General features: G+C 44.3%; 19 protein-coding genes and 2 tRNA genes. 11 read left to right on the forward strand and 10 right to left on the reverse strand.

Annotated features, from left to right (window positions below; genetic code table 11):
- Positions 1–22 precede the first annotated feature (22 nt).
- Positions 23–448 carry a flagella synthesis protein FlgN gene (locus tag R8O70_RS07185; RefSeq protein ID WP_005382015.1) on the forward strand — a complete coding sequence of 142 codons (426 nt, stop codon included), beginning with the start codon at positions 23–25 and terminating at the stop codon, positions 446–448.
- Positions 449–550: 102 nt separating this feature from the next.
- On the opposite strand, the gene flgP is transcribed toward R8O70_RS07185, so the two are convergent.
- Positions 551–982, reverse strand: coding sequence for a flagellar assembly lipoprotein FlgP (gene flgP / locus R8O70_RS07190; protein ID WP_005382014.1), 432 nt, complete (start codon positions 980–982; stop codon positions 551–553).
- Between the two features lie 9 nt (positions 983–991).
- Positions 992–1,630 carry a FlgO family outer membrane protein gene (locus tag R8O70_RS07195; protein ID WP_005382013.1) on the reverse strand — a complete coding sequence of 213 codons (639 nt, stop codon included), beginning with the start codon at positions 1,628–1,630 and terminating at the stop codon, positions 992–994.
- A 169-nt stretch (positions 1,631–1,799) separates the two neighbouring features.
- Here R8O70_RS07195 and R8O70_RS07200 point away from each other — a divergent pair, with 169 nt between their 5' ends.
- From R8O70_RS07200 to R8O70_RS07210, 3 genes are all read left to right on the forward strand, one after another.
- Complete coding sequence (locus tag R8O70_RS07200; RefSeq protein WP_005382012.1) at positions 1,800–2,933, forward strand: flagellar assembly protein FlgT; 1,134 nt, start codon at positions 1,800–1,802, stop codon at positions 2,931–2,933.
- 175 nt (positions 2,934–3,108) lie between these two features.
- Positions 3,109–3,185: transfer RNA gene (locus tag R8O70_RS07205), tRNA-Arg, on the forward strand.
- Between the two features lie 279 nt (positions 3,186–3,464).
- Positions 3,465–3,971 (forward strand): hypothetical protein, encoded by a 507-nt coding sequence (locus tag R8O70_RS07210; RefSeq protein WP_005382011.1) that lies wholly within the window; start codon positions 3,465–3,467, stop codon positions 3,969–3,971.
- A gap of 114 nt (positions 3,972–4,085) precedes the next feature.
- On the opposite strand, the gene R8O70_RS07215 is transcribed toward R8O70_RS07210, so the two are convergent.
- The 4 genes from R8O70_RS07215 to chiP all read right to left on the reverse strand — a co-directional run bounded on the left by R8O70_RS07215 (position 4,086) and on the right by chiP (position 9,137).
- A complete protein-coding gene (locus R8O70_RS07215; RefSeq protein ID WP_006743033.1) occupies positions 4,086–5,048 on the reverse strand; it encodes an OmpA family protein in 963 nt (320 codons plus the stop codon).
- 642 nt (positions 5,049–5,690) lie between these two features.
- Complete coding sequence (gene gltX / locus R8O70_RS07220; RefSeq protein WP_005384075.1) at positions 5,691–7,118, reverse strand: glutamate--tRNA ligase; 1,428 nt, start codon at positions 7,116–7,118, stop codon at positions 5,691–5,693.
- Between the two features lie 177 nt (positions 7,119–7,295).
- Positions 7,296–7,892: a DUF2057 domain-containing protein gene (locus R8O70_RS07225; RefSeq protein ID WP_005382008.1), complete on the reverse strand. Its 597-nt coding sequence runs from the start codon at positions 7,890–7,892 to the stop codon at positions 7,296–7,298.
- A gap of 123 nt (positions 7,893–8,015) precedes the next feature.
- The gene (chiP, locus tag R8O70_RS07230; protein WP_005382007.1) at positions 8,016–9,137 is read right to left on the reverse strand and encodes a chitoporin; all 1,122 of its coding nucleotides are present in this window, start codon (positions 9,135–9,137) and stop codon (positions 8,016–8,018) included.
- A 478-nt stretch (positions 9,138–9,615) separates the two neighbouring features.
- Between chiP and R8O70_RS07235 the strand changes: the two genes are divergently transcribed.
- A complete protein-coding gene (locus R8O70_RS07235; protein WP_258623749.1) occupies positions 9,616–12,312 on the forward strand; it encodes a heavy metal translocating P-type ATPase in 2,697 nt (898 codons plus the stop codon).
- A gap of 21 nt (positions 12,313–12,333) precedes the next feature.
- A complete protein-coding gene (locus tag R8O70_RS07240) occupies positions 12,334–12,783 on the forward strand; it encodes a DUF411 domain-containing protein (protein WP_115385799.1) in 450 nt (149 codons plus the stop codon).
- A gap of 65 nt (positions 12,784–12,848) precedes the next feature.
- Here the strand turns inward: R8O70_RS07240 and R8O70_RS07245 are convergent, their stop codons facing one another.
- Both R8O70_RS07245 and R8O70_RS07250 read right to left on the reverse strand, forming a co-directional pair.
- Positions 12,849–13,541: an oligogalacturonate-specific porin KdgM family protein gene (locus tag R8O70_RS07245; protein ID WP_005382004.1), complete on the reverse strand. Its 693-nt coding sequence runs from the start codon at positions 13,539–13,541 to the stop codon at positions 12,849–12,851.
- Between the two features lie 438 nt (positions 13,542–13,979).
- On the reverse strand, positions 13,980–16,631 hold the full coding sequence (locus R8O70_RS07250) for a beta-N-acetylhexosaminidase (protein ID WP_258623750.1): 2,652 nt from the start codon (positions 16,629–16,631) through the stop codon (positions 13,980–13,982).
- Between the two features lie 494 nt (positions 16,632–17,125).
- Between R8O70_RS07250 and R8O70_RS07255 the strand changes: the two genes are divergently transcribed.
- Together R8O70_RS07255 and R8O70_RS07260 are read left to right on the forward strand one after the other, a co-directional pair.
- Positions 17,126–17,998, forward strand: coding sequence for a TraB/GumN family protein (locus tag R8O70_RS07255; RefSeq protein WP_005382001.1), 873 nt, complete (start codon positions 17,126–17,128; stop codon positions 17,996–17,998).
- 151 nt (positions 17,999–18,149) lie between these two features.
- Positions 18,150–18,533 carry a hypothetical protein gene (locus R8O70_RS07260; protein ID WP_005384085.1) on the forward strand — a complete coding sequence of 128 codons (384 nt, stop codon included), beginning with the start codon at positions 18,150–18,152 and terminating at the stop codon, positions 18,531–18,533.
- A gap of 186 nt (positions 18,534–18,719) precedes the next feature.
- Here the strand turns inward: R8O70_RS07260 and R8O70_RS07265 are convergent.
- Positions 18,720–18,796: transfer RNA gene (locus R8O70_RS07265), tRNA-Pro, on the reverse strand.
- 259 nt (positions 18,797–19,055) lie between these two features.
- Here R8O70_RS07265 and R8O70_RS07270 point away from each other — a divergent pair.
- The 3 genes from R8O70_RS07270 (at position 19,056) to rluF (ending at position 21,161) form a co-directional block, all read left to right on the forward strand.
- Entirely contained in the window at positions 19,056–19,196 is a 141-nt protein-coding gene (locus R8O70_RS07270) for a DUF3149 domain-containing protein (protein WP_005382236.1), read from the forward strand.
- Between the two features lie 132 nt (positions 19,197–19,328).
- Positions 19,329–19,910: a DNA endonuclease SmrA gene (gene smrA / locus R8O70_RS07275; RefSeq protein ID WP_005382233.1), complete on the forward strand. Its 582-nt coding sequence runs from the start codon at positions 19,329–19,331 to the stop codon at positions 19,908–19,910.
- 93 nt (positions 19,911–20,003) lie between these two features.
- The gene (rluF, locus tag R8O70_RS07280) at positions 20,004–21,161 is read left to right on the forward strand and encodes a 23S rRNA pseudouridine(2604) synthase RluF (protein WP_213908009.1); all 1,158 of its coding nucleotides are present in this window, start codon (positions 20,004–20,006) and stop codon (positions 21,159–21,161) included.
- Positions 21,162–21,225: 64 nt separating this feature from the next.
- On the opposite strand, the gene ybaK is transcribed toward rluF, so the two are convergent.
- Positions 21,226–21,699, reverse strand: a complete 474-nt coding sequence (ybaK, locus tag R8O70_RS07285; protein WP_005382231.1) for a Cys-tRNA(Pro) deacylase — start codon at positions 21,697–21,699, stop codon at positions 21,226–21,228.
- Positions 21,700–21,751 lie beyond the last annotated feature (52 nt).

Below are 21,751 nucleotides of genomic sequence, written 5' to 3' on the forward strand. Positions count from 1 at the left end.
TTAGGCCGAAGGTAAGTATTTTATGGCAGCATTAGTCGATCTCGTTAATTTCCAGCTAGAAAATGCTAAGGCACTTTCCGCTGTTTTACGCCAAGAAACACAAGCAATCACGGCGCGTGTCTCTACCGAGATTGAGAACATTGCCAAACAGAAGATGACGCTCATTGATCAGCTCAGAACAACTGATCAGCGAATCGCCTCTCACCCGCACGTCAATCAACTTACTGAAGATGAGCACCTAAGTCAGGTTGTTGCTCAGATCCAATCGATCGTCCTCGACTGTCAACAAGTTAACCAAGTAAATGGCGAATCGCTTAGTCGTGCACAGCTGAGCTTCAATAAACTCAACAACATGCTTCAGCGAACTCATGGCAAAGTTGGCATGACCTACAATGCGGGCGGAAAAACCCACACCATCTCGACGCTTGGCACCAATATAAAAGCTTAAACGTCACTCTTACCCTCAATTCCCGCGCTCACGTAGATATAAAAAAGCGACTCATTGTTACCAATCAGCCGCTCAAAAAGATTATCTGTCTAGTGAAATGGTTTAAAACAAGGTTTGCTGACGCTTCTCAGGCACCTGCTGAACTTCTCCATAATCACGTAGCTTATCCATCTTACGGATATCCAGGCGCAGCTCAGTCACATAACTGTCTTCAACAAGATAACTACGCACAACTTCTGCACCACGAATTACACCATCGACGGCACCAGTGGTGCTTTCAATACCCAAACGCTGGTCTTGCAGCTCTGCACGTCCACTAACACGCATGCCATAAACTTGCTCTGCTAGCTCACGATAAGCATCAATTTTTGATGCGCGCATTGCTCGTACACGCTTTTCTTCAACTGTGCGGCCTGTTTGCTCACTGACGCTGGCATAACCCACCGCCACTAAGATTTCATCTTGACGCATCTGTTGTAATGGCTGACACCCAACCAATATCAGTGTGGCAACAATAAATAATAACTTCTTCATGCTTCTATCCTATGGACGGAGAATCACAGTGTACGGCTGACGAATGGTAGGGTCAGAACGAATCAACACACCATCTTGTGTGCGGATGCTATTTAACGTATCTAAGTCACGCCCAATACGGTCAGCCGGAAGGAAACCTTGCGCTGTCGCTACAACTACACGGCTTTGCATGCCAACCACGCGTGCATTGACAAGCACTCCGCCCTCTTGGCGCAGCATTGTTCCGGTCAGTACATACTGAATTTGCTGCTCTTGAGCTAAATCTTGCCAATCACGACTTAAAGCAAAATCGCCCTGCTGCGTCACTTGAATAGAGCCCGTAGTTTTGAAATCAACCACTTTAAACCCTCGGCGCTGAAACTGATGGATAAAACCTTCAGAGACCGAGTTACCTAACCAGTTTGTTGCATCCATATTTTGTAGATCAACAAACGAGGTAATCGCAATCGGTGTCCGCGCTGATACTGCCACATTAGAAACCATCAGGTCTTCTGTCATGCTCTCAATGAAAAAGTCCATCGTATGACGCGGACTATCCATCAGCATGAACTGGCTTCCCGAGTACGGTTCTTTACCATTGTAAATCGGTGAGTACGCGCACGATGTCAGAAGCGTCATCATCGATGCGGCGACAAGCCACTTTTTCATGGTTTGATTCTCCAGATAATCTTAGGTGATACCGTTCTTTATTAATTCCTTTCCAAGAAAGTGAATATTGGAACAGTCTTTGCTTTTCTTTGTTTGCCTAACGAAGAAAAACCCACCAAACTTCACTGAATTTGTTAAAGCAATATTTATACCCGAACGGTTGTAACCAATGAAAAAAATATTAAACAGTCTGTTTTCAATCACTTTAGTGATGCTTGTGCCTTTTAAGGTAATGGCATCTTGGTATGAAGTCACAGGCGTTGCCACCATCGTTTCTTCAGAAGAGACGGCAAGGCTCCATGCGTTGGAAGACGCGCTGTTCAAAGCCGTCAATTTTTCGGGCGCAGATATTGGCAGTATTAGCAACTTGATGCCGCTGTTAGAAGAAAGCCGCAACGAATACCAGTTTACCAATCATGAAGTCCGTTACATTTTGGTCGAGTCTGAACGCAAACGTCGCGGTAAAGTCGAGGTAAAAATCCGCGTTGATATTTATCCATCGGCAACGGGTTGCCACACCGATCAATACAAAAAGACAATGCTGGTCGGCAATATTGAGGTCGCATCACCACAACAAGCAGTGATGGGACAAATTTATCAAGTTGGTGACGATTTTAGCCACGTAGTGAACCGTCAACTTGATCAAACCTCACGCAGCTTTGTGTCTGTTGGTACAACGGACTACTCAATAAGCAGCAACTATCCTGCTCGCACTCAAATGATCGCACAAGACAATGGCGCACAATACATCATTGGAGGGGTCATAACCGATCTCACTGCAACGGTCGAATCTCAACTATTGCAAGATGACATCATCAATCGTCAGTTTGCGTTAGAAATGAAAGTATTTGATGGTAAAACTGGCCATGAAATCTTCAACAAAGCCTACCGTGAGGTCGCGCGTTGGCCATTTGCTAAGACGAGTCAAGTGGACACTCGTAGTGCACGTTTTTGGGCATCGACCTATGGCGAGATGATGCTTCGCGTTAGTCGCAATATTATGTTGGATCTGGAGTCGGAGCTGTCTTGCAAAATTACATTGCCAGAGGTTGTGGCAGTCTTCGGTAATACCGTAACGATGGATCTCGGCCGTATGCACGGCGTAAAAGAGGGAGACAAATTGCAGCTTTGGCACACCGCGTCGTTTATCGACCAAAATGGATTGCCAAGAAACAAAGTCTCGCAAAGCGAAATTACATTAACGGTATCACGCATATACGAACACGAAGCGGAACTGACGATTGATCAGCCAAATTTAGCATCTAGCGTTCAAATTGGCGACGTAATGAACAAGATCCTATAAAAGCAAACATTAAGTCTTGAGATATGCTCACTTTTGAATATCATAGGCAGCGCATCTTATTTGATTATACCAATGACCGTAGCGAATCGTTCAACGTGATGCTGATACAGATCTGGTAGATTGCTAGATTTGAACTCAGTAAAACAGTGCAATGAACTGCAACTATTGGTATTACGCCCCCATGGCACAGCTGGATAGCGCAGTCCCCTCCTAAGGGACAGGTCGTAGGTTCGAATCCTACTGGGGGCGCCATATCATAGCCTTAGCTCCCACTTGAGCTAAGGCTTTTTTGTATCTTCAATTTCAAGCCTCGCACTGCTCCCCCTAGTACACCGTGTTAGATAATCTTCCCAGTAATCAATATGATCGGATCGGGTGTTTCGGTTACGGGATAAACCCTTCTACTGATCTGACTTCTTCCCCTTGAAATCATTTCAACAAGCCCTATTTACAGTTTTGTATTTTATTACTTTAATTATCTATGAGTTTTGCTTACCCTTTTAGCTATTAATAAAATTATTAGTTAGCACTATGTCTAAGAGCAATTTAATAACTAACACTGGACACCGCTTTATTTCTAAAGGCAAGACAGCCTTTAAGATACATATCCATACCCCCGAGGATACGGTACTACACCGCTCGGTAGGATTTGTTCGTATTGGAGAAAAGAAAGGCTTACAAAAAGCCATTAAGCTGAGAAACGAGTTAGGCCGGCAAATGTGGGGCAAATTCTGGCGACGTCTTTTGAAAGACCCTTACTTAATGACCAGGCTTCCACATAGCGTTGAGCCTAAAATCGTTCACAAGCCTAACCCTACTCTTGAAAACCCTGACAACCGAGATACGTGTTACATCGCCAAGTGGCGAGAGTTCAATGATGACGGTGAGTATAAATATAAAACGGTGGTTCGCTCTATTAGTAAGTACGGCAAACTTGCCGCCTACATGCAAACCAAAAAAGCGTTGTTAGAAGCACATAAAGATAACTTGGAGATCCTGACATTTATGGGGCGTTTAAACAGCATTGATCTTAAGTAATACCTAGCCACTTTGAACATTTCAGTCAGTTTTTAAAGAGAAATAAAAAGCCCCAAAGAGCGAACTCTTTGGGGCTTTCAGCTTCAGTCTTCTATACTACGGTCGAATAGGAGCTTATTGCTGAACTTGGTATTCAAATTCTGGAACAACGATTTCTACGCGACGGTTTTGTTGACGACCTTCACGAGTGTCGTTTGAAGCGATTGGGTTGTTTTCACCTTCGCCACGAGCTTGGATACGTGATGAATCAATACCTTTTTCAACGAGCGCGTTAGCAACAGACTCAGCACGTTTTTCAGAAACCTTTAGGTTGTAAGCTGCTGGACCAGACGTATCTGTGTAACCTACAACTTCAACGTTCGCTTGTGGGTGCTCGTTTAGGAAAGCAACTAGGTTATCAAGTTTTGCAGCGCTCTCTGGTTTTAGAGTTGTGCTGTTTAGATCGAAGCTACCTGTGCCAATTGTTTGAGTTTCGAATGTTTTCGTAACTACAACTGGCTCTTCTACCACTTCTTCTACAACCACTTCTTCAACAACAACTGGCTCTTCTACGATTACTGGCTCATCGTTGCCGCCGAATTTGAAAGAAACACCTAGTGTTGCAGTGTTACCTGTCGCACGAGTTACATCGTTGCTGATGTCAGTCAGTGTTTGGTATTCCGCACGAGCTGTTACGTTTTGGCTTAGGTTGAATTCAAGACCAGCCGCGCCTAGGTAAGAGTAATCATCTTTGCCATCAAACATTACGTAAGCGCCACCCACTTTACCGTAAAGTGCGATGTCTTCAGTGATTGGTAGGCTAAATTTAGGAGCAAGAGTGATTGCTTCTACGTGGCCACCGAAAGAAGTTTGGTTAAAATCACCGATGTTGTCGAAACCCGCTTCTACTGCGAAGTATTTATTCATTTCGTAACCAACAAAAGCGCCAAGAGTAGAATCGTCTTTGTCACAAGCCTGGCCCGCTACACACGCGTCTTCCATCCATGACTTACCCATCTTACCACCAACGTATACTTCTGCTTGTGCTGCTGAAGCCATAAGTAGAGACGCTGAAATTACCGCTGCTAATTTTTTCATTATTGATTCCTCTAAAGAAGTTCTTTTGTTAGATGCCGAAATGCGCCGTCTGACTGACGTTGTATTTCAATTCTTTTTATTCATTCCTTGAGTGAGATACTTAGTCAGCTTCTTTTTATGCACATGCATTTTTTTTATGGAAGCAACTTACGTACATTTCCTGTTCAGTGATACATATCGCCATCTCGGTATCGCTGACGGGATGAACTATAACGCTAAGAAATCGCGAGAAAAATCCCAATTCTGTCAATTTATTGTCATCATAAATCTCGACAACATGTGATCTTAAGCAAAAAAATCCCCACGCAATCACCACGCAAACGTTTGCTTTAATTTTTGGAACAACATAGCTAAAGCAAAGGTTTTTCTTAAAAATGAGACAAACAAAATGGAACTTTAAGGAACATGGATAAAAATCAATCAGATATTTGATATATAATCGCTCGTTTTTTATTCACGCCAACGATGTTTGGATTAAAAAATCTTATCCATATTGAGGTAATATTACAGGTGAAACCATCTCTTCATTCACCAATATGAGAGAAAGTTTCTCGTTATCTAAATTGAAGATACAAAAAAGCCGCGGTTGCTCACCGCGGCTTTGTGACTATTTATTCAAAAAGAACGTTCAGTTCAAAGCAATTATGCGTTTGCTTCACGCTCAGCAATGAACTCAAGCGCCATCTTAATGCGAGCAATACAACGCTCTTTTCCAACCAGCTCCATGACTGCATCGACAGAAGGAGACTGACCGCCTCCTGTTACAGCAACACGTAATGGCATACCGATTTTGCCCATGCCGATTTCCAACTCTTCACATACTGCTGCGATAACGCCATCTTTGATGTTAGCTGTCGTCCACTCAGTTAGTGCTTCCACTTTCGCTAATGCAAGTTCTAGAGGCTCTTTAGCCACGCCACGTAGATGTTTCTTCGCTGCGCCCGCTTCAAACTCAGAGAAATCTTCATAGAAGTAACGGATTTGCTCAGCTAGCTCAACTAGCGTGTTGCAACGCTCACCCACTAGCTTGATCACGTCAGTGATAGCAGGACCATTCGTTACGTCTAGTTTTTGTTGATCTAGATGCCATTGTAGATGCTCAGCAACGTACGCAGGGTCTGAGTTCTTGATGTAGTGGTTGTTCAACCATTGCAGTTTATCAGTGTTAAAAGCAGACGCTGACTTAGATACTGCGTTTAGGCTAAATAGATTGATCATCTCTTCTTGAGAGAAGATTTCTTGGTCACCATGAGACCAACCAAGGCGCACTAGGTAGTTGTTTAGTGCCGCAGGCAGGTAACCCATATCGCGGTATTGCATGACTGATACAGCGCCGTGACGTTTAGACAGTTTCGCGCCGTCATCACCCAGGATCATTGCACAGTGTGCAAATGTAGGTACTGGCGCACCTAGTGCTTCGTAGATGTTGATTTGACGAGGGGTGTTGTTGATGTGGTCTTCGCCACGAACAACGTGAGTGATACCCATGTCCCAGTCATCCACTACTACACAGAAGTTGTAAGTAGGTGAACCGTCAGTACGACGAATGATTAGGTCATCCATTTGATCGTTGCGGATTTCAATGCGACCACGGATTTGATCATCAAATACTACGCTGCCTTCTTTCGGGTTACGGAAACGGATAACACATGGATCGCCATCTTTTGCCGCTTCGTTTGCTGCTTTGATTTTTGGATGGTTAGCATCGTAGCGAGGCATTTCTTTATTTGCTTCTTGCTCTGCACGGATTTCATCTAGCAGCTCTTTAGACGCGTAACATTTGTAAGCTTTGTCTTCAGCAAGAAGCTTATCAACCATTTCGTTGTAACGGTCAAAACGTTGAGTTTGGTAGTAAGGACCTTCATCCCACTCCAAGCCTAGCCATTCCATGCCTTCAAGAATTGCATCAACCGCTTCCTGAGAGTTACGCTCAAGGTCTGTATCTTCGATACGTAGAACGAATTCACCACCTTGGTTTTTAGCGTATAGCCAAGAGTAAAGTGCAGTACGCGCACCACCAACGTGTAGATAGCCAGTTGGGCTAGGAGCAAAACGAGTTTTAACCGTCATTTGAGTTCCTTAGGGGTAATGAGCAACGAGAGATCTCTCGTTGTAATGTCAAGGATAAAAGTGGCGACATTTTACCACCGTAAGTCAATTCTACAATCGGTTTGACAACAGAAATAAAAACGGGGCAGAACCAAAAAGGCACAGCCCTGCTATTTACTGTTAAAGCACGAGACGAAATTACTTCAGGTTACGCATTGCCCATTGCATAAATTCTTGCTGCTCTTCACGGCTCAATTCATTAAACGATGCTTTGATTGTTTTGGTTTCCGCTGGAGAAGACGCAATGCTTGCCTTAGTCGATTCTTTATTCATTGCGTTATTATAGTCGGCAACTTCTCGTTCGTAATCACGAAAACCTTGCAAACCACCTTTACGAAGTTGAACCATAGAGAATGCCACTTCTTTTCCGTTTTTGTCTTTCAATACCACTTTAGGATCGAGTTCGAAGGCTCTCGCCTCTTCAATAGTACGGAATGTTTGATAAGTCAGAGAAAGCTCGGTGTCTTTTTCTGCATCAAACTCTAATACCAGCGGCTGCGAATCGAATTTACGGCGCTTTCCATCTTCAAATACGATTTGTCCAACCGTTACCGCTAATTGGTTTTCCCCATCTTTTAACTCGATGCTGTTGTTCTTGGATATCCACTCAGGGTAGACGAACTCGCCGTTGAGAACGCGAGGAACTAATTCAGATTGCAGAGTGAGTTGAGCAGCAAAAGCTGGCGCCGAAAGCATTGCGCAAAGTCCGAGAAGTGTCGTTGTTTTTTTCATCATGGTTTCTCACTTTATACCAATTTAGATAAGCCTCTAAAATTTACAGGCCAGTCATTTCAAAGGCTTATTTGAATAAGTATCAAGATAAAAAGGGCGTTTCCGCCCTTTTAGCTGCTTCTTTAATTAGAAGTAGTATTCAACACCTACAGAGAACTCGTCGTAGTCAGCAGACTTCCAACGTGCTTCTGTTGGTTTATCTAATTGAGACGCACCGTCGCCAAAGTCTAGAGTACGAGCACGTACGTACAGCACTGCCGATGGGTCTACGAAATACATAACTTGTGCTGATAACACATCGTCCGCTGTATCGTTAATTTTCTTACCATCACGCTCTAGATCAAAGTTAGCGGCGTAAGCCAGTTTGTATTGCCAATCACCCGTGGTGTACATGATAGCGGCAGACATTGCATCTTGCTTTTCACTCACACCATTGCTTGCGTCCGCTTCCATGTATTTGTATTGCGCAAAGAAAGAGATCCCGTTATCAAACCAGCCTTGTGCCCCTACCAAGTACGTGTTGTTTTCCCACGTTTGGCTTTCCATCTTGATATTACGGTTACCTTCATATGCCGCATCTAACTGGATAGGACCAATTTTGTAGTGTGCTGCGATACCACCCCAGTAGTCATCCCCTTCACCTAGACCTGCTTTATCACCTGCACCAGCTGCGATATCTAGGGAGAATTTGTCAGCAAACATTGGAGAGTCCCAGCGGATAGTGTTTGATTGACGGTCTTGGTACTTGGCACCACCAATAGCACCACCCCAGTCGTATACATCGCCGAGACCAGGGTTAGATGCTGGCCAGTCAACCAATTCGTACATAGGTGTCAAAACGCGACCCAGACGAATTTGACCCCAAGATGCACTTTCAAAACCGACGAATGTGTCACGTTCACCAAGACCTGCGCCCTCGCCACCAAAGCTAGGGTCTACATAACCGCCTTCGATTTGCCAAATAAAAGTAGGGTCGAAGTTAGCAAATTGTTTTTTACCACGGAAACCGATACGAGATTCGTTGTTTAGCTGCATGCCACCCAAATCATCGTCCGTTGCTTTGCTGCCAGAATCGTAATCGCGGTACGCGGCCTGCATCGCGATGATCCCGTAAACTTCATAAGAAAATGAATCTTTGGTTAGAAACTCTTTTGCTGCGTCACTGTTTGCACCATCAGCAAATGCAGCACCACTGAACATCATGCCGGTAATTGCCGTGGCAAGTAGGCTTTTCTTTAGGTAAGACATTATAAACCCCTATATTTTTAGTTTTTTCCATTTTCAAATTCACTAACTAGGACATGGCAGGAACTTGAAACAGTGTTTGGACGGGGCAAATATGACAAACTTTTTTCGCACTAAAAAACTTTCCCTACAGCAATCTGAGCGACTTCAAAATGAGAAGATCAAAAATAAAATAAATCAATAAAAAACAATTAGTTAACATCAAATATAAAAAATAAAAAACGTTAAAAGTACGTTTTGACACTGAACTGACATTGAGAGCATCTAAAAAACGTGAGCGACTTCATTCATCTTTTAGGTGTTTTAACGGAACTTTATATTCAAAGAGAAAAAACCTTGAGATCACTCGCAAGTAAAATGACCGTGCACTTGTGGGATTCGAGAGATTTTGACGAAATTGTTGTGAGTAGCAAATGGGTATTGACCTTACCCTTGCAGGAAGGTTTAAGCTCATAGCATCACTACTATTGAGGTGCAGATTATGTATCAGTTAGTTATACCTTTATCAGGGCTCAACTGCATGGGCTGTGCGAGAAAAGTTGAGAATGCTTTACATGCGAATCACGATGTGGAGATCCTCAATTTGTCCCCGACGCAAGTAGAGGTCAAAACCGAGTCTTCTCTTAAAGAGCTCGTCTCGTCGATTGAATCTCTTGGTTACCAAGCAGGAAATCACTACGAACTAAACCTTTCAGGCTTAAGCTGTGGCGGCTGCGTCAAAAAACTTTCATCTTTATTAGAATCTAATCAAGACGTTATTTCTTTTGAGGCTTCAACAACGCACTTAGAGATTCGTACCCTCCTCTCCGAGCGACAAGTGATCGACTTAATAGCAACACTTGGCTATACCGCCAACCTTGATTCTGTTGAGGTAGAGAACGAAAGCTCACCAGAGACCGAACAGGTAGAAAAGCAAAGCAATATTAAAGATACGCAGGTGCCACCAGCGAGTATTCAATTGCAAATGCTGATTCAAGGCATGACGTGTGCGAGTTGCGTATCTTCAGTAGAGAAAGCACTTACTAACGTAGAAGGCGTTGAGAAAGCACAGGTCAACCTTGCAGAACAAAGCGCACTAGTATTCGCAAGCCAAGACTCTGATGACCTCCTTAACGCAATTGTTGAATCGGTAAAACAAGCCGGTTACCAAGCAGAGATCCTACAAGACGCCGCAACCCAGCAAGAAAAGCAAGCGCAGCAACAACGTCAGCAACAAAAACGCTTTAAACTGGATGCTATTGTTGGCCTTGTCGTCGGTGCCCCCTTAATGATTTGGGGCGTTGCTGGCGGCAATATGATGATTCGCAGCACCAACGACCAATTAGCTTGGGGCGCGATCGGTATCGGATGTTTACTCCTTCTTGCCACAGCAGGGAAACACTTCTTCAGTAACGCTTGGTTAGCGGCTACTCACAAGCGAGCCACCATGGACACGTTAGTCGCGCTCGGTACTGGCGCAGCGTGGTTCTATTCGATGCTTGTGGTGATTTTCCCAGACTGGTTCCCTCTTGCTTCACGCCACGTGTACTTTGAAGCGAGTGCAATGATCATCGGCTTAATTTCTCTTGGTCACTATATAGAAGCAAAAGCCAAAGCAAACACAACACGCTCATTGCAAGCTCTGATTAACCTGCAACCTCAGCAAGCTACGGTAATCACGGAACAAGGCGATCAACAAATAACGGTTGAGCAAATCACGCTAGGCATGAAGCTGCGTATCAAACCAGGCGAGAAAGTGCCTGTTGATGGTGTTGTGATTCAAGGTGAATCATACATTGATGAGTCGATGCTCACTGGTGAACCAGTACCAGTGTTAAAAGCACAAGAGGCTCAAGTGTCTGCCGGGACATTAAATACCGATGGTGGATTAGTCATTGAGGCAACGGGCATTGGCGCAAATACCATGCTGGCTCGTATCATCCGCATGGTGCGCACAGCGCAAAGCAGTAAGCCAGCCATCGCGAAACTGGCAGACCAGATTTCATCGGTGTTTGTCCCTGTCGTTGTTGGCATAGCAATACTGGCCGCGCTCGTTTGGTTTGCCGTTGGCCCAGAGCCAAAAGCGAGTTATATGCTGGTGGTCACCACAACCGTCCTGATCATCGCCTGCCCTTGCGCTCTAGGCTTAGCAACCCCACTTTCTGTCACGGTGGGAGTGGGTAAAGCCGCAGAGCTCGGCATTCTGATCAAAGACGCCGACGCCCTGCAATTGGCAAGCAAAGTCGACACGGTTGTATTCGACAAAACTGGCACGCTTACCCAAGGTAAACCTAGCGTTCAGCAAGTGTTTACTCACGCCACCAGCCAAGAAGATCTATTGGCTTTAGCGTATGCGGCAGAGCGTCAGTCTGAGCACCCACTGGCAAAAGCGGTATGTGATTACGCCAAACGACACGACGCAAAGGATGTCTCATTAGACAAGTTTGAGAACGTTCGCGGGCGCGGCATTTTGGCGACGTATCAAGATAAACCGCTGCTCATTGGTTCGCTTCAATTTATGCAAGCAGAGAACGTCGAGACTAGCGCACTAAAATCTGCCATCGATGAATGCGCAAAAAATGCGTGGACTCCGGTAGCTGTGGCATTGAACGGCGAACTGATCGGTCTGATCGCCATTGCCGACCCGATCAAATCAGATGCGAAACAAGCGCTCTCTGCATTAAAATCGCAAGGCATCAAAACGGTAATGCTGACAGGCGATAACCAACACGTTGCCAATGCTATCGGCCAAGAACTTGGTATTGATGAAGTGATTGCCCAAGTAATGCCAGATGAGAAAGCTCAGCACATTGAGCAACTTCAATCTCAAGGACATGTCGTGGCAATGGTGGGGGATGGCATTAACGACGCCCCTGCTCTCGCGTTATCCAACCTCGGTATTGCTATGGGTAGCGGCAGTGATGTCGCCATTGAAAGTTCGCAAATGACCATCCTGAACACGTCACCAATGGCGGTAGTACATGCGATTGAACTCTCTCGCGCTACACTTAAGAACATGAAGCAAAACCTATTTGGTGCCTTTGTTTACAACTCGTTGGGTATTCCAGTTGCCGCTGGTGTGCTTTATCCAGCGTTTGGATTTTTGCTCAGTCCTGTTGTCGCAGGAGCGGCAATGGCACTGTCTTCAATTACTGTCGTTAGTAATGCAAATCGACTACGACTGTTTTCAGTAAAATAACCACTTCTTTTTGAGGGTATTATGAAGTTGAAACTATTGACCTTTGCAATGCTTGCGACCGTGTCCGCCAACGTATTGGCAGCCGATGTCATTAACCATAAATCGCCATACTGTGGCTGTTGTGGAGAATGGACAAAACACATGGAAGAGAACGGCTTTACGGTCGAAGAAAAATTGCACGATGACATGAACGCCATCAAACGCGATCTAGGCATCAAGAATGAACAGCTTTACTCTTGCCACACGGCAGAGATCAACGGCTATCTGTTTGAAGGTCACATTCCAGCCGAAGACATTAAAGCGTTTTTGAAAAATCCACCACGTAACGCAAAAGGCTTATCAGTACCGGGCATGCCAATAGGCTCCCCTGGTATGGAATATGGCGACAAAAAAGACAGCTACACCGTTTACGCCTTTAACGAAAAAGGACAAGTGTTCGAATATAGCCACCACGAAGGCAACGGCAAATAAAAACAAAGCCCAGCGAGACAAACCGCTGGGCTTTTTCTTAATGGACAATTAAGACAAATATAAAATTAGAAGCCGTAAGAGGCACCAAATACAAAAGCGTTATTCACTAGGCTGTCACCACTCGCGTTTTCTGCACCGTGTGCTTGACTACGGAACTCAAAGTAAGGTTGAACACCTTTACGAGTCCACGTTGCACGAAGCTCGTGGTCCATGGTTTCCGCTTCAATCATGTAGACGTTGTTGTAGCTTAGCGTCACATCCTCATTCATCACGTAACCGATGCGGTTGTCCATGCGGTAATCTGTATCCGCATCTGCGTCTGTCGCATCAATGTGCGCACGAGTACGGTTACTTAAGGAGATGCCGTTATCGAAGTTGTAACCGATCTTAACCAATGGACGGTACTGTACATTCTCGCCAGCAGAGAACAGGTGTTGGTAACCCGCGGCAACCCATAAATGATCGGTAATATTAAATGACTGCTCACCACCCACAGTGATTGCTGGTGTTGTGTTACCTGCGCCACCGTTTTCTGTTTCCAGTTTACCCAACTGAATACCATCAAATTCGGTGTAAACCGTAAAGCCGCCGAATTGGTTATCAAAAGTATGACCAGCTTCCAGTGTAGACGTAACGTCCGAACCATGAATTCGACCATCATCGTGGAATTGAACATTACCTGTTACGTAAGAAGAACCAGCAAAAGCGCTAGAAGCGAAAGCGAGAGAAAGAGCACTCAGTGCAAAAATGTTTTTCATAATTACTGCCTTTATTTATTCACGTTATGCGATAGTTTTAGAGGGCATCTCTTCCCTTTTATCGCAAACTTTGGAATGTGCCTCCTTGGCGTTCGCAATATTGTTTCAATTAATTCGCGATGGAAAATAAAACATTTTAAAAAGTGATCTTGTTCAAAACGAAGCTCAACAACCCTGATAAAAACATGGAAAATACAGGCACTTACCGTATTTTTATAAAATTATCAAAAAATAGAAGTGTGATCGTAAACAGATAATTTATTGATATTTATCAGATTAAGTCGATCCGGTTCACAATAACCTTGACCATTACAACCCAAAACTTATTTATCAATGAAAAATAATTAGACATCGATCACGCTTAATTTCCTAAAAAAATAAAGAAAGCCCCAACATGATGTTGAGGCTTTGCCAAAAAATTAACTTACAAGAATCGAGTTATTTCACGCTGGTCACTCGACTTGCTTTCTCACCGGTTGCTGACACAGAACGGATAAACACTTCACCTTTCACATTTGGACGAGCATTATCTGCGTAAGTTAGCCAGTTCTTGCCGTCTAGAGAGTATTGAAGCTTCACCCCTGGGAACTGAACGTTCATTGCTAGCTTGCCATCTTCTACTTTCGCACCTGGTACAGGCAGGCGGTAGTCGATACCTGATTTTTCTAGCTTAGCCAGTTCACGTTGACCAAGAACGTTCGCAAAGCGGTTGTAGTCTTGGTTTAGCGCAGCTTTGTCTACTAGGTTAGAGTTTTGCGAGTATTCAACACCCACTTTGTAGTCGTTTTCCCAATCAGCACGGTGCCATGCACGCTCAGCGGCTGCTAGTACGCGAGGGAATACCATGTACTCGTATTGCTCATCGTTACGTACTGTCTCAGACCAAAGCTGTGCTGATAGACCGTAGAAAGGTTTCGCTTCGATTTCACCTTTACCAGTGAAGCCGTTACCATCGCGGTCTACAGAAGTTTCTGCGTTTTGAGGCATGTTCTCTGGTGCAAAACCAAACATCTTACGAGTATCTGTTGCACGTGTTGCCCAGTAGTAACCACGCTCTTTCGGGTCAACTTCGTACGGCATGTCCATGTACACGTAGTCTGGGTTAGAAACGATAACGTCGTAACCTTTCTTAGACCATTCGTACACTGATGATGTGCCCCCCCAGTAAAGAACGTCCCAGAAGTTAACACGTGTGTTTTCTGTTGCGAACGCTTTCTCACCTTCGCTGTACTTAAGGCCATCTTGCCAAGCTTGGAAGTTTGGAATGCCTTTCTCTGCCACCATCTTCGACACTTCTTCTGCAAAGTGGCTTGGTAGATGAGCAAAATCGCTTACCGTACCGTCTGCAATTAGCGTCTGACATTGTGGAGATTGTGCAAATGGCTTGTCTTGCTTAGACAAATCAATGTTACCCTTCCAGCTTACTTTGTCTTCTGCGTTGATGTCTTGCAGACCAGCGCCTAGCTTGATGTTCTTCGCTTCGTCACCACCAAAGTGCCATGTTGTTAGCGGCGTGCCCGCTTCTTGGTGCATTGCTGCTACTTCTGAAATCACTTTATCAACAAAGCGAGTGGAAGATTCCATACATGGATTGATGAAGCTTTGCTTGTTGTAGAACTGAACCGTCGTTACGTTCGATGTATCTTGAGGGTCCATCAGGCGGTACTCGTTCGCTTCGGCTTCTTTGCCTTCTTCCATCAGACGGTCGTAACGTGCTTCCATTGATATCACTGCTGCACGTGCGTGCGCTGGCATATCGATTTCAGGAATCACTTCGATGTTACGCGCTTTCGCGTACTTCAAGATGTCCACGTAGTCTGCTTTGCTGAAGAAGCCAGAGCCAAAGTTGTCTGTCGTTGCGCCTGAGCCAAGCTGAGGCAGTAAACAGCTTTTCTCTTCCAAATCGAAACAACGGTTAGCACCCACTTCAGTCAGCTCAGGCAGACCCGGGATTTCTAAACGCCAGCCTTCATCATCCGTTAGGTGAAGGTGTAGTTTGTTCATCTTGTACGCGGCCATTTGGTCAAGCGTTGCAAGAATTGCGTCTTTAGAGTGGAAGTTACGAGCCACGTCCACCATCACACCACGGTAATCAAAACGCGGCGCATCTTTAATAGACAGTTGTGGTAGAGAATCAGCATTTTGGCTATCTACCAGGCCAAAGATAGATTGTACTGCGTAGAAAGCACCTGCTTGGTCAAACGCTTTAATCGCAATACCGTCGCCTTTGATGCTCATTTCGTAAGCACCAGATTTTGCCAATTCACCGGTGAAGTCTGCAGGAACAACAGTGATGCTTACAGGAAGATCACCACGAACATCCACACCTACCACTTCTGCACGACCTTGAATTGCTGCGTATTGAGCCGCATCGAATGCGTCTTTAGGCAGCGCAATACCCGCCGCGATATCTACCGTACCTTTACCTGCTTCAACAGACATTGGCGTTGGTAGTAACGTGGTTGATACGTCTTGTTTTGCTAGATCTTCGTTCTTCTCGAAACGAGACACAGCGCTCGCAAATACGTTGTTGTCATCTGGCGTACGTTTTAGGTTGTTACCCTCAAGGCCAGTCACGAAAGATGCAACGTCTTCTGTGTTAAGAGAAGCGATCATCTTAGGCTCTGCATTTGGTGCAGCAACGAAAGCGCCTGGCATGAAGTCAGTTTCAAATAGCTGCCAGTATTCAGCAACAAGAGGAAGCACAACCTCTTCACCCGCAGCAAAACCATCAAACTTATCTGTTGGTTCTAGTTTGTGTAGATCACCCGTTACGCGAGAGATTTTAAACTGTTCGTTTTCAACATCCAGAATCAGACGAATGCTATGGAAGTAAATAGCCCAATCTTTTGAGTCAACCGCTTCACCTTGGTTAACCAGCGTCATGTTTACCTTGTTACAAGACGCCCACTCAGCCCCTAAGTCCTGACAAGCAAGACCTTCGTTTGCACCGTGGTTAGTCAACACTTGGTATTGAATATCAAGATTATTAGCCAACGAATTTACAACTTGTTGTTCAGAGCTTTGCAGCGCAGAGCAACCTGCTAATGTAGTGATAACAGAAACAGCAATCAGACTAGGTTTAAACATCTTACTTCCCCAAAAAAGTCAGTGGTTCAAAACGACAATGATAAAAATCTCGGCCCCTCAAATGCGAGGTGCCTAACCGTTACATTCAACATACAACCTGTTATTTCTAAGCGTAAAATAAATAGAAATAGGAAGTGATCCAGTTCAAAAAATGACACTCAGAAAAAATAATAAAAACCTAATTTTCATGGAGTTACAATACACGTCAAAATCGAACAACTTGTTTTGACGAGTTTGCTGCGATCTAGGTCACTTATATTCATGAGTTACGACTGATTTTGTAAGATTTGGATCACGCCTAATTATTTTGTGAGCCATTAGTAAGCGAATTACCTATTTACCTTTCGTGAAGTGACTCTCATTTATTCGTCGTCAAAACTCGTCAATATTTTTAGAAATGACGATTTTGTCGAATACCCCACTGGAGAAATTGCACTTAACCTCACGCTATTTTGCGTATAAAGTTTAAAGGTATCTTATCTGAGGACCATTCTATGTTTCGTCTCTTGACGCTCATATCATCTCTACTTGTTACTTTGACTCCTTTTTCATCTTATGCAGAGCCACAGCATTGGTTAGCAAAAAAAGGGGAAACCGAACTTATGATTATTGGCTCGGTACATGTGGGGGATAAAACGATGTACCCACTCCCTAGAACGGTCATCCAGCATTTAAGCCAAAGCGCAGGGTTGATTATTGAAGCAGACGTCAGGAATTCTGAAGGCTTGGTTTACCCACAAACAACCATTCTTTCTAAAGATGTTTTAGACAGAGCTCAACGTCGCCACTTAATTGAAATTGCCCAAGATTTAGGTTTGCCAGAAACTCAACTCCTAAATTCCCCACCTTGGATGGCCGCATTCACCATCCAACTCGCTTTAGTCAACAAACTGGGGTATGTCTCTGATAAAGGGGTCGACATGCACTTAATAGGACTCGCTGATAAAAAGCAAATCCCGGTCATTCCACTAGAGTCCGTGCAATTCCAAATCGATTTAATCGCAGGTCAATCAGAAGGCGGTAAAGAGATACTTCTCTCATCAATTGAAGAATATGATGGCGGAGAAGAGTTGGTTCAATGCTTGATAGAGAGTTGGAAGAGTGGTGATGGTAGCATGTTGGTCGAAGCCTCTTTGACCGATCATACAACAGAAGAGTTTAACCAAGCCTTTTTATACGAGCGTAATCGAGATTGGGCTAAAAAACTCGACACTGGCAGTGTTCTACCTCAGCAATCGGGTCGTTACACCGTTGTTGTTGGTGGCTTGCATTTAGTAGGTAAAGATAACCTGATTGAACTGCTTAAAAATCGGGGATTTAACATCAAACCACTGGGTAAGACGCGCCAAGCAAATTGTGATATCTAGTGATTGTTTGAAAAATGCCATTTAAATACAATTATTTAAATACAACCATTTAAAATTCATTCAAACTTTCTTATAAAACGCCGTTAAGCTAAGTGGATACAAAACAACTCATATGAAATTTAAATATTTATTCCTATACACGATTGGAATTATGCTCACTTCTTCGCTGTCTTATGCTAAACCGCCATGCAACGTAGAAGCTTTTCAAGCTATTGATATAACTCCGGAAGTAAAAGGCGGTGTTTTAGATAAAGAGAGTGGTCAATTTCTTATTACCGAAAAACCAATGATGCGTTGCGCGAACATCACGTTTTCAACAGCCCACACTCGAAATCGCGTTGCACATATGATGAACCAAGGCTTTGAAGCGGTTTACTATGATGGAAATACAAGCAAATCTCACTCAGTAACGTTTGATGAAGACGATTTAAAAGCGGGTTACGTCAAGATTGGGCCAAATCACCCAAAGACCGCTTATGTCTGTTTCACTACTTCTGAAACTCCTATCAATACTATCTCGTGTGACATCAAGTAATAAATTTACTCGCTCTTAAAAAATGAAAAGGCCCTACATTTCTGTAGAGCCTTCCTCTCAATACGTGTCGGTGAAGAGCCATGTTCTAACTTCAAGCGAACCCCATTTGGTTCGATACTATTGAAGTCTAAAATTACTAGCACTAAAAACGACGAAAGCCTGCTCATTGAGCAGGCTTTCTGAAAGTGGTCGGTGAAGAGGGATTCGAACCCCCGACCCTCTGGTCCCAAACCAGATGCGCTACCAAGCTGCGCTATTCACCGAGATGTTTAACTGAGGAATTGTCCCCGTCAACGAATGCGTATATTACGGATTCTGAACTGTGGCGCAAGTGCTTTTTACAAAAAAACCTTAGGTCTTAATTCGTTTGATGAATAACTGAACACTAGCACGTAAAATGTGACTGATAACTCACAACAAAATACAGTTTATTAACCTTAGCAACATAATTGATCCAGATCAGTGTGCAACAAGACACCGCCATTTAGTTTATTCCTGTCGGGAACATCTTGGAGGAAACGTATGGACTTTTGGCTTGATCTCCTATTTGGTAATGCAGTGGGTCTATCGTCAATGATAGTAATTTTTGGGGCAATTGGTCTGATGTTATTTTACGGCGGTTTCTTCATATACAAGATCATGAACGACAAATCTCCTCACTAGATCTCGCTTAGCTCTAGAAACGCTTTGCACCGGAGTCGGTTACTTGCCTACTCCGGTTTTTTATTTGATCTCAATGCACCACTCATTGATATAATCCTATTATTCTTCCCTGTTCTTAATGAGATTACTGCTATGTCTCACGACGACGATTTTGATCTATTTCAACAGATGATGGGCGATGTAAAGCCAATCACTCAAGACACCACCGAACACAAAAAAGTACACCAAGTAACAGAAGCACAGCTCGCAAAACGCGAAGCAGCAATCTGGTTAACGGAAGATGACCCAGAATACCTATCACTTGATCACGCTGAAATGCTCAAGCCAGAGGACTTTGTTGAGTTCAAACGTGATGGTGTACAGGACGGGGTTTACCGCAAACTTCGCCTTGGTAAGTATCCAATCCAAGCTCGCTTGGATTTGCACCGTAAAACATTGAAAGAAGCACGCGATGAAGTCGTGACGTTTTTAAAGCAATGCCTATCAATGGACATTAGAACGGTCGTTATCGTCCATGGTCGAGGAGAACGCTCAAATCCACCTGCAATGATGAAAAGCTTTGTTAGCAGTTGGCTACGACAAATAAAGGAAGTCCAATGCGTCCATAGTGCGCAACGCTTTCACGGTGGAACTGGAGCCGTTTACGTCCTACTTAGAAAAAGTGCGGAAAAGAAATTAGAAACCCGCGAACGTCACCAAAAACGGTTAGGCTAAATTTCACCCTAATGCTAGAATGCCCGCCCTTATTCTTCCTTCCCCTTAAAGGAAGGGAGCTTCATTCGCCGTTGTGAAACGTTAGGAGACAAAATGTCACAAGACAACGCTAAACGATTAAATAAATTCATCAGTGAAACGGGGTTTTGCTCACGCCGTGAAGCAGACAGACTGATTGAGCAAGGCCGTGTCACCATTAATGGCAACAAACCTGAAATGGGGACAAAAGTGCTACCTGGTGATGATGTTTGTGTGGATGGTAAGCCAGTGGCAGCAAAAGAGAAGCCGATTTATATCGCTCTCAATAAACCAACAGGCATCACCTGTACAACTGAGAGAGACGTCCCTGGAAACATCGTTGATTTCATCGGCCACCAAAAACGTATCTTTCCGATCGGCCGCTTAGACAAACCCTCTGATGGTCTGATCTTTTTGACCAACGATGGCGACATCGTGAACAAAATCCTTCGCGCAGGCAACAGCCACGAAAAAGAGTACGTCGTACGCGTGGACAAGCCAATTACAGGCGAGTTTCTCAAACAGATGTCGAGTGGCGTTAAGATTCTCGACACAGTCACCCTACCTTGTAAGGTAACGAAAGAAACTAAATTCTCTTTCCGTATTGTGCTCACTCAAGGACTTAACCGTCAGATCCGTCGCATGTGTGAAGCGCTGGGCTATGAAGTATTCAAGCTGCGTCGCGTACGCATCATGAATATCTCTCTTGATGGTATTCCCAATGGGAAATGGCGTTATCTAAGTGACGAAGAAGTGGCAGAGATCCTAGCAATGTGTGAAGGCTCGGTAGGTACAGAAGAAGCATCAAAAACAGACTCTAGAGGTCGCAACATTCGTAAAGCGACCGACGCGAAGCTGTTTGATAGCCGTGAAGAAAACCAAGATTCTACTGCTCGTCGTAACCAGAAGACACGAACTTTCCGTGGTAACAATGCTGATGAATTCCGTCATGCACCAAACTCGAAAAAAGGTCAACAAAAGCGTCGTCAGTGTGATGATGAAGGCGGACGTCCAGCTAAAGAACATTACAAAGCGAAACCACAAGGTGAACGCAGCAGACCGCAAGGCGAGCATGGTAAATCACACCGTAAACCAGATGCATCAAGCAATACGCATTCAGTAAACAAGCCTCAATCACCGAGTAAGCCCAAGCAGCATTACATGAACCCAAATGCCGCGAAACCAAGTAAACCAGCTAAACGCACTGGTGGTACATTGAGTCTGAAGAAGTAACGCTTCACTGACAGGCAAGATCAAAAAAGGACGCTCATGAGCGTCCTTTTTATTTGTCATGAGTTTACAAACAAAGAGGTGCAAACTGACCGCGAGTTAAGCTCAGCAAATCTCTCGGGGCTAACTCAATTTCTAAACCACGTTTACCAGCACTCACACAGATTGTGTCTTGCTCTGCTGCGCTTTCGTGCAAAAAAGTAGGTAAGGCTTTCTTCTGCCCTAGTGGGCTAATTCCACCAACGACATAACCTGTGGTCTTTTGGGCGATTTCCGGATCAGCCATATCGGCCTTTTTGCCCTTCGCTGCTTTCGCCGCCAGTTTTAGGTTCAGCTTTTGATCAACAGGGATAATCGCAACCGCAAGGTTCTTTGGCTCCCCGTTCAAGCAGAACAGCAAGGTTTTAAATACTGTTTTCGGATCCTGCCCCAGTACTTCAGCAGCCTCCAAGCCATAACTATCGGCTCTAGGGTCATGCTCATACTGATGAATCGTGTGTGGAATTTTTTTCTTTTTCGCAAGATTAATGGCCGGAGTCATCAAGATTCTCCTCATAAAAACAAAAAGCGCAGATTGAATTGGATCTGCGCTT

The sequence above is a fragment of the Vibrio sp. 779(2023) genome, from assembly GCF_033344285.1.
In the GTDB taxonomy this organism is placed as follows: Bacteria; Pseudomonadota; Gammaproteobacteria; order Enterobacterales; family Vibrionaceae; genus Vibrio; species Vibrio alginolyticus.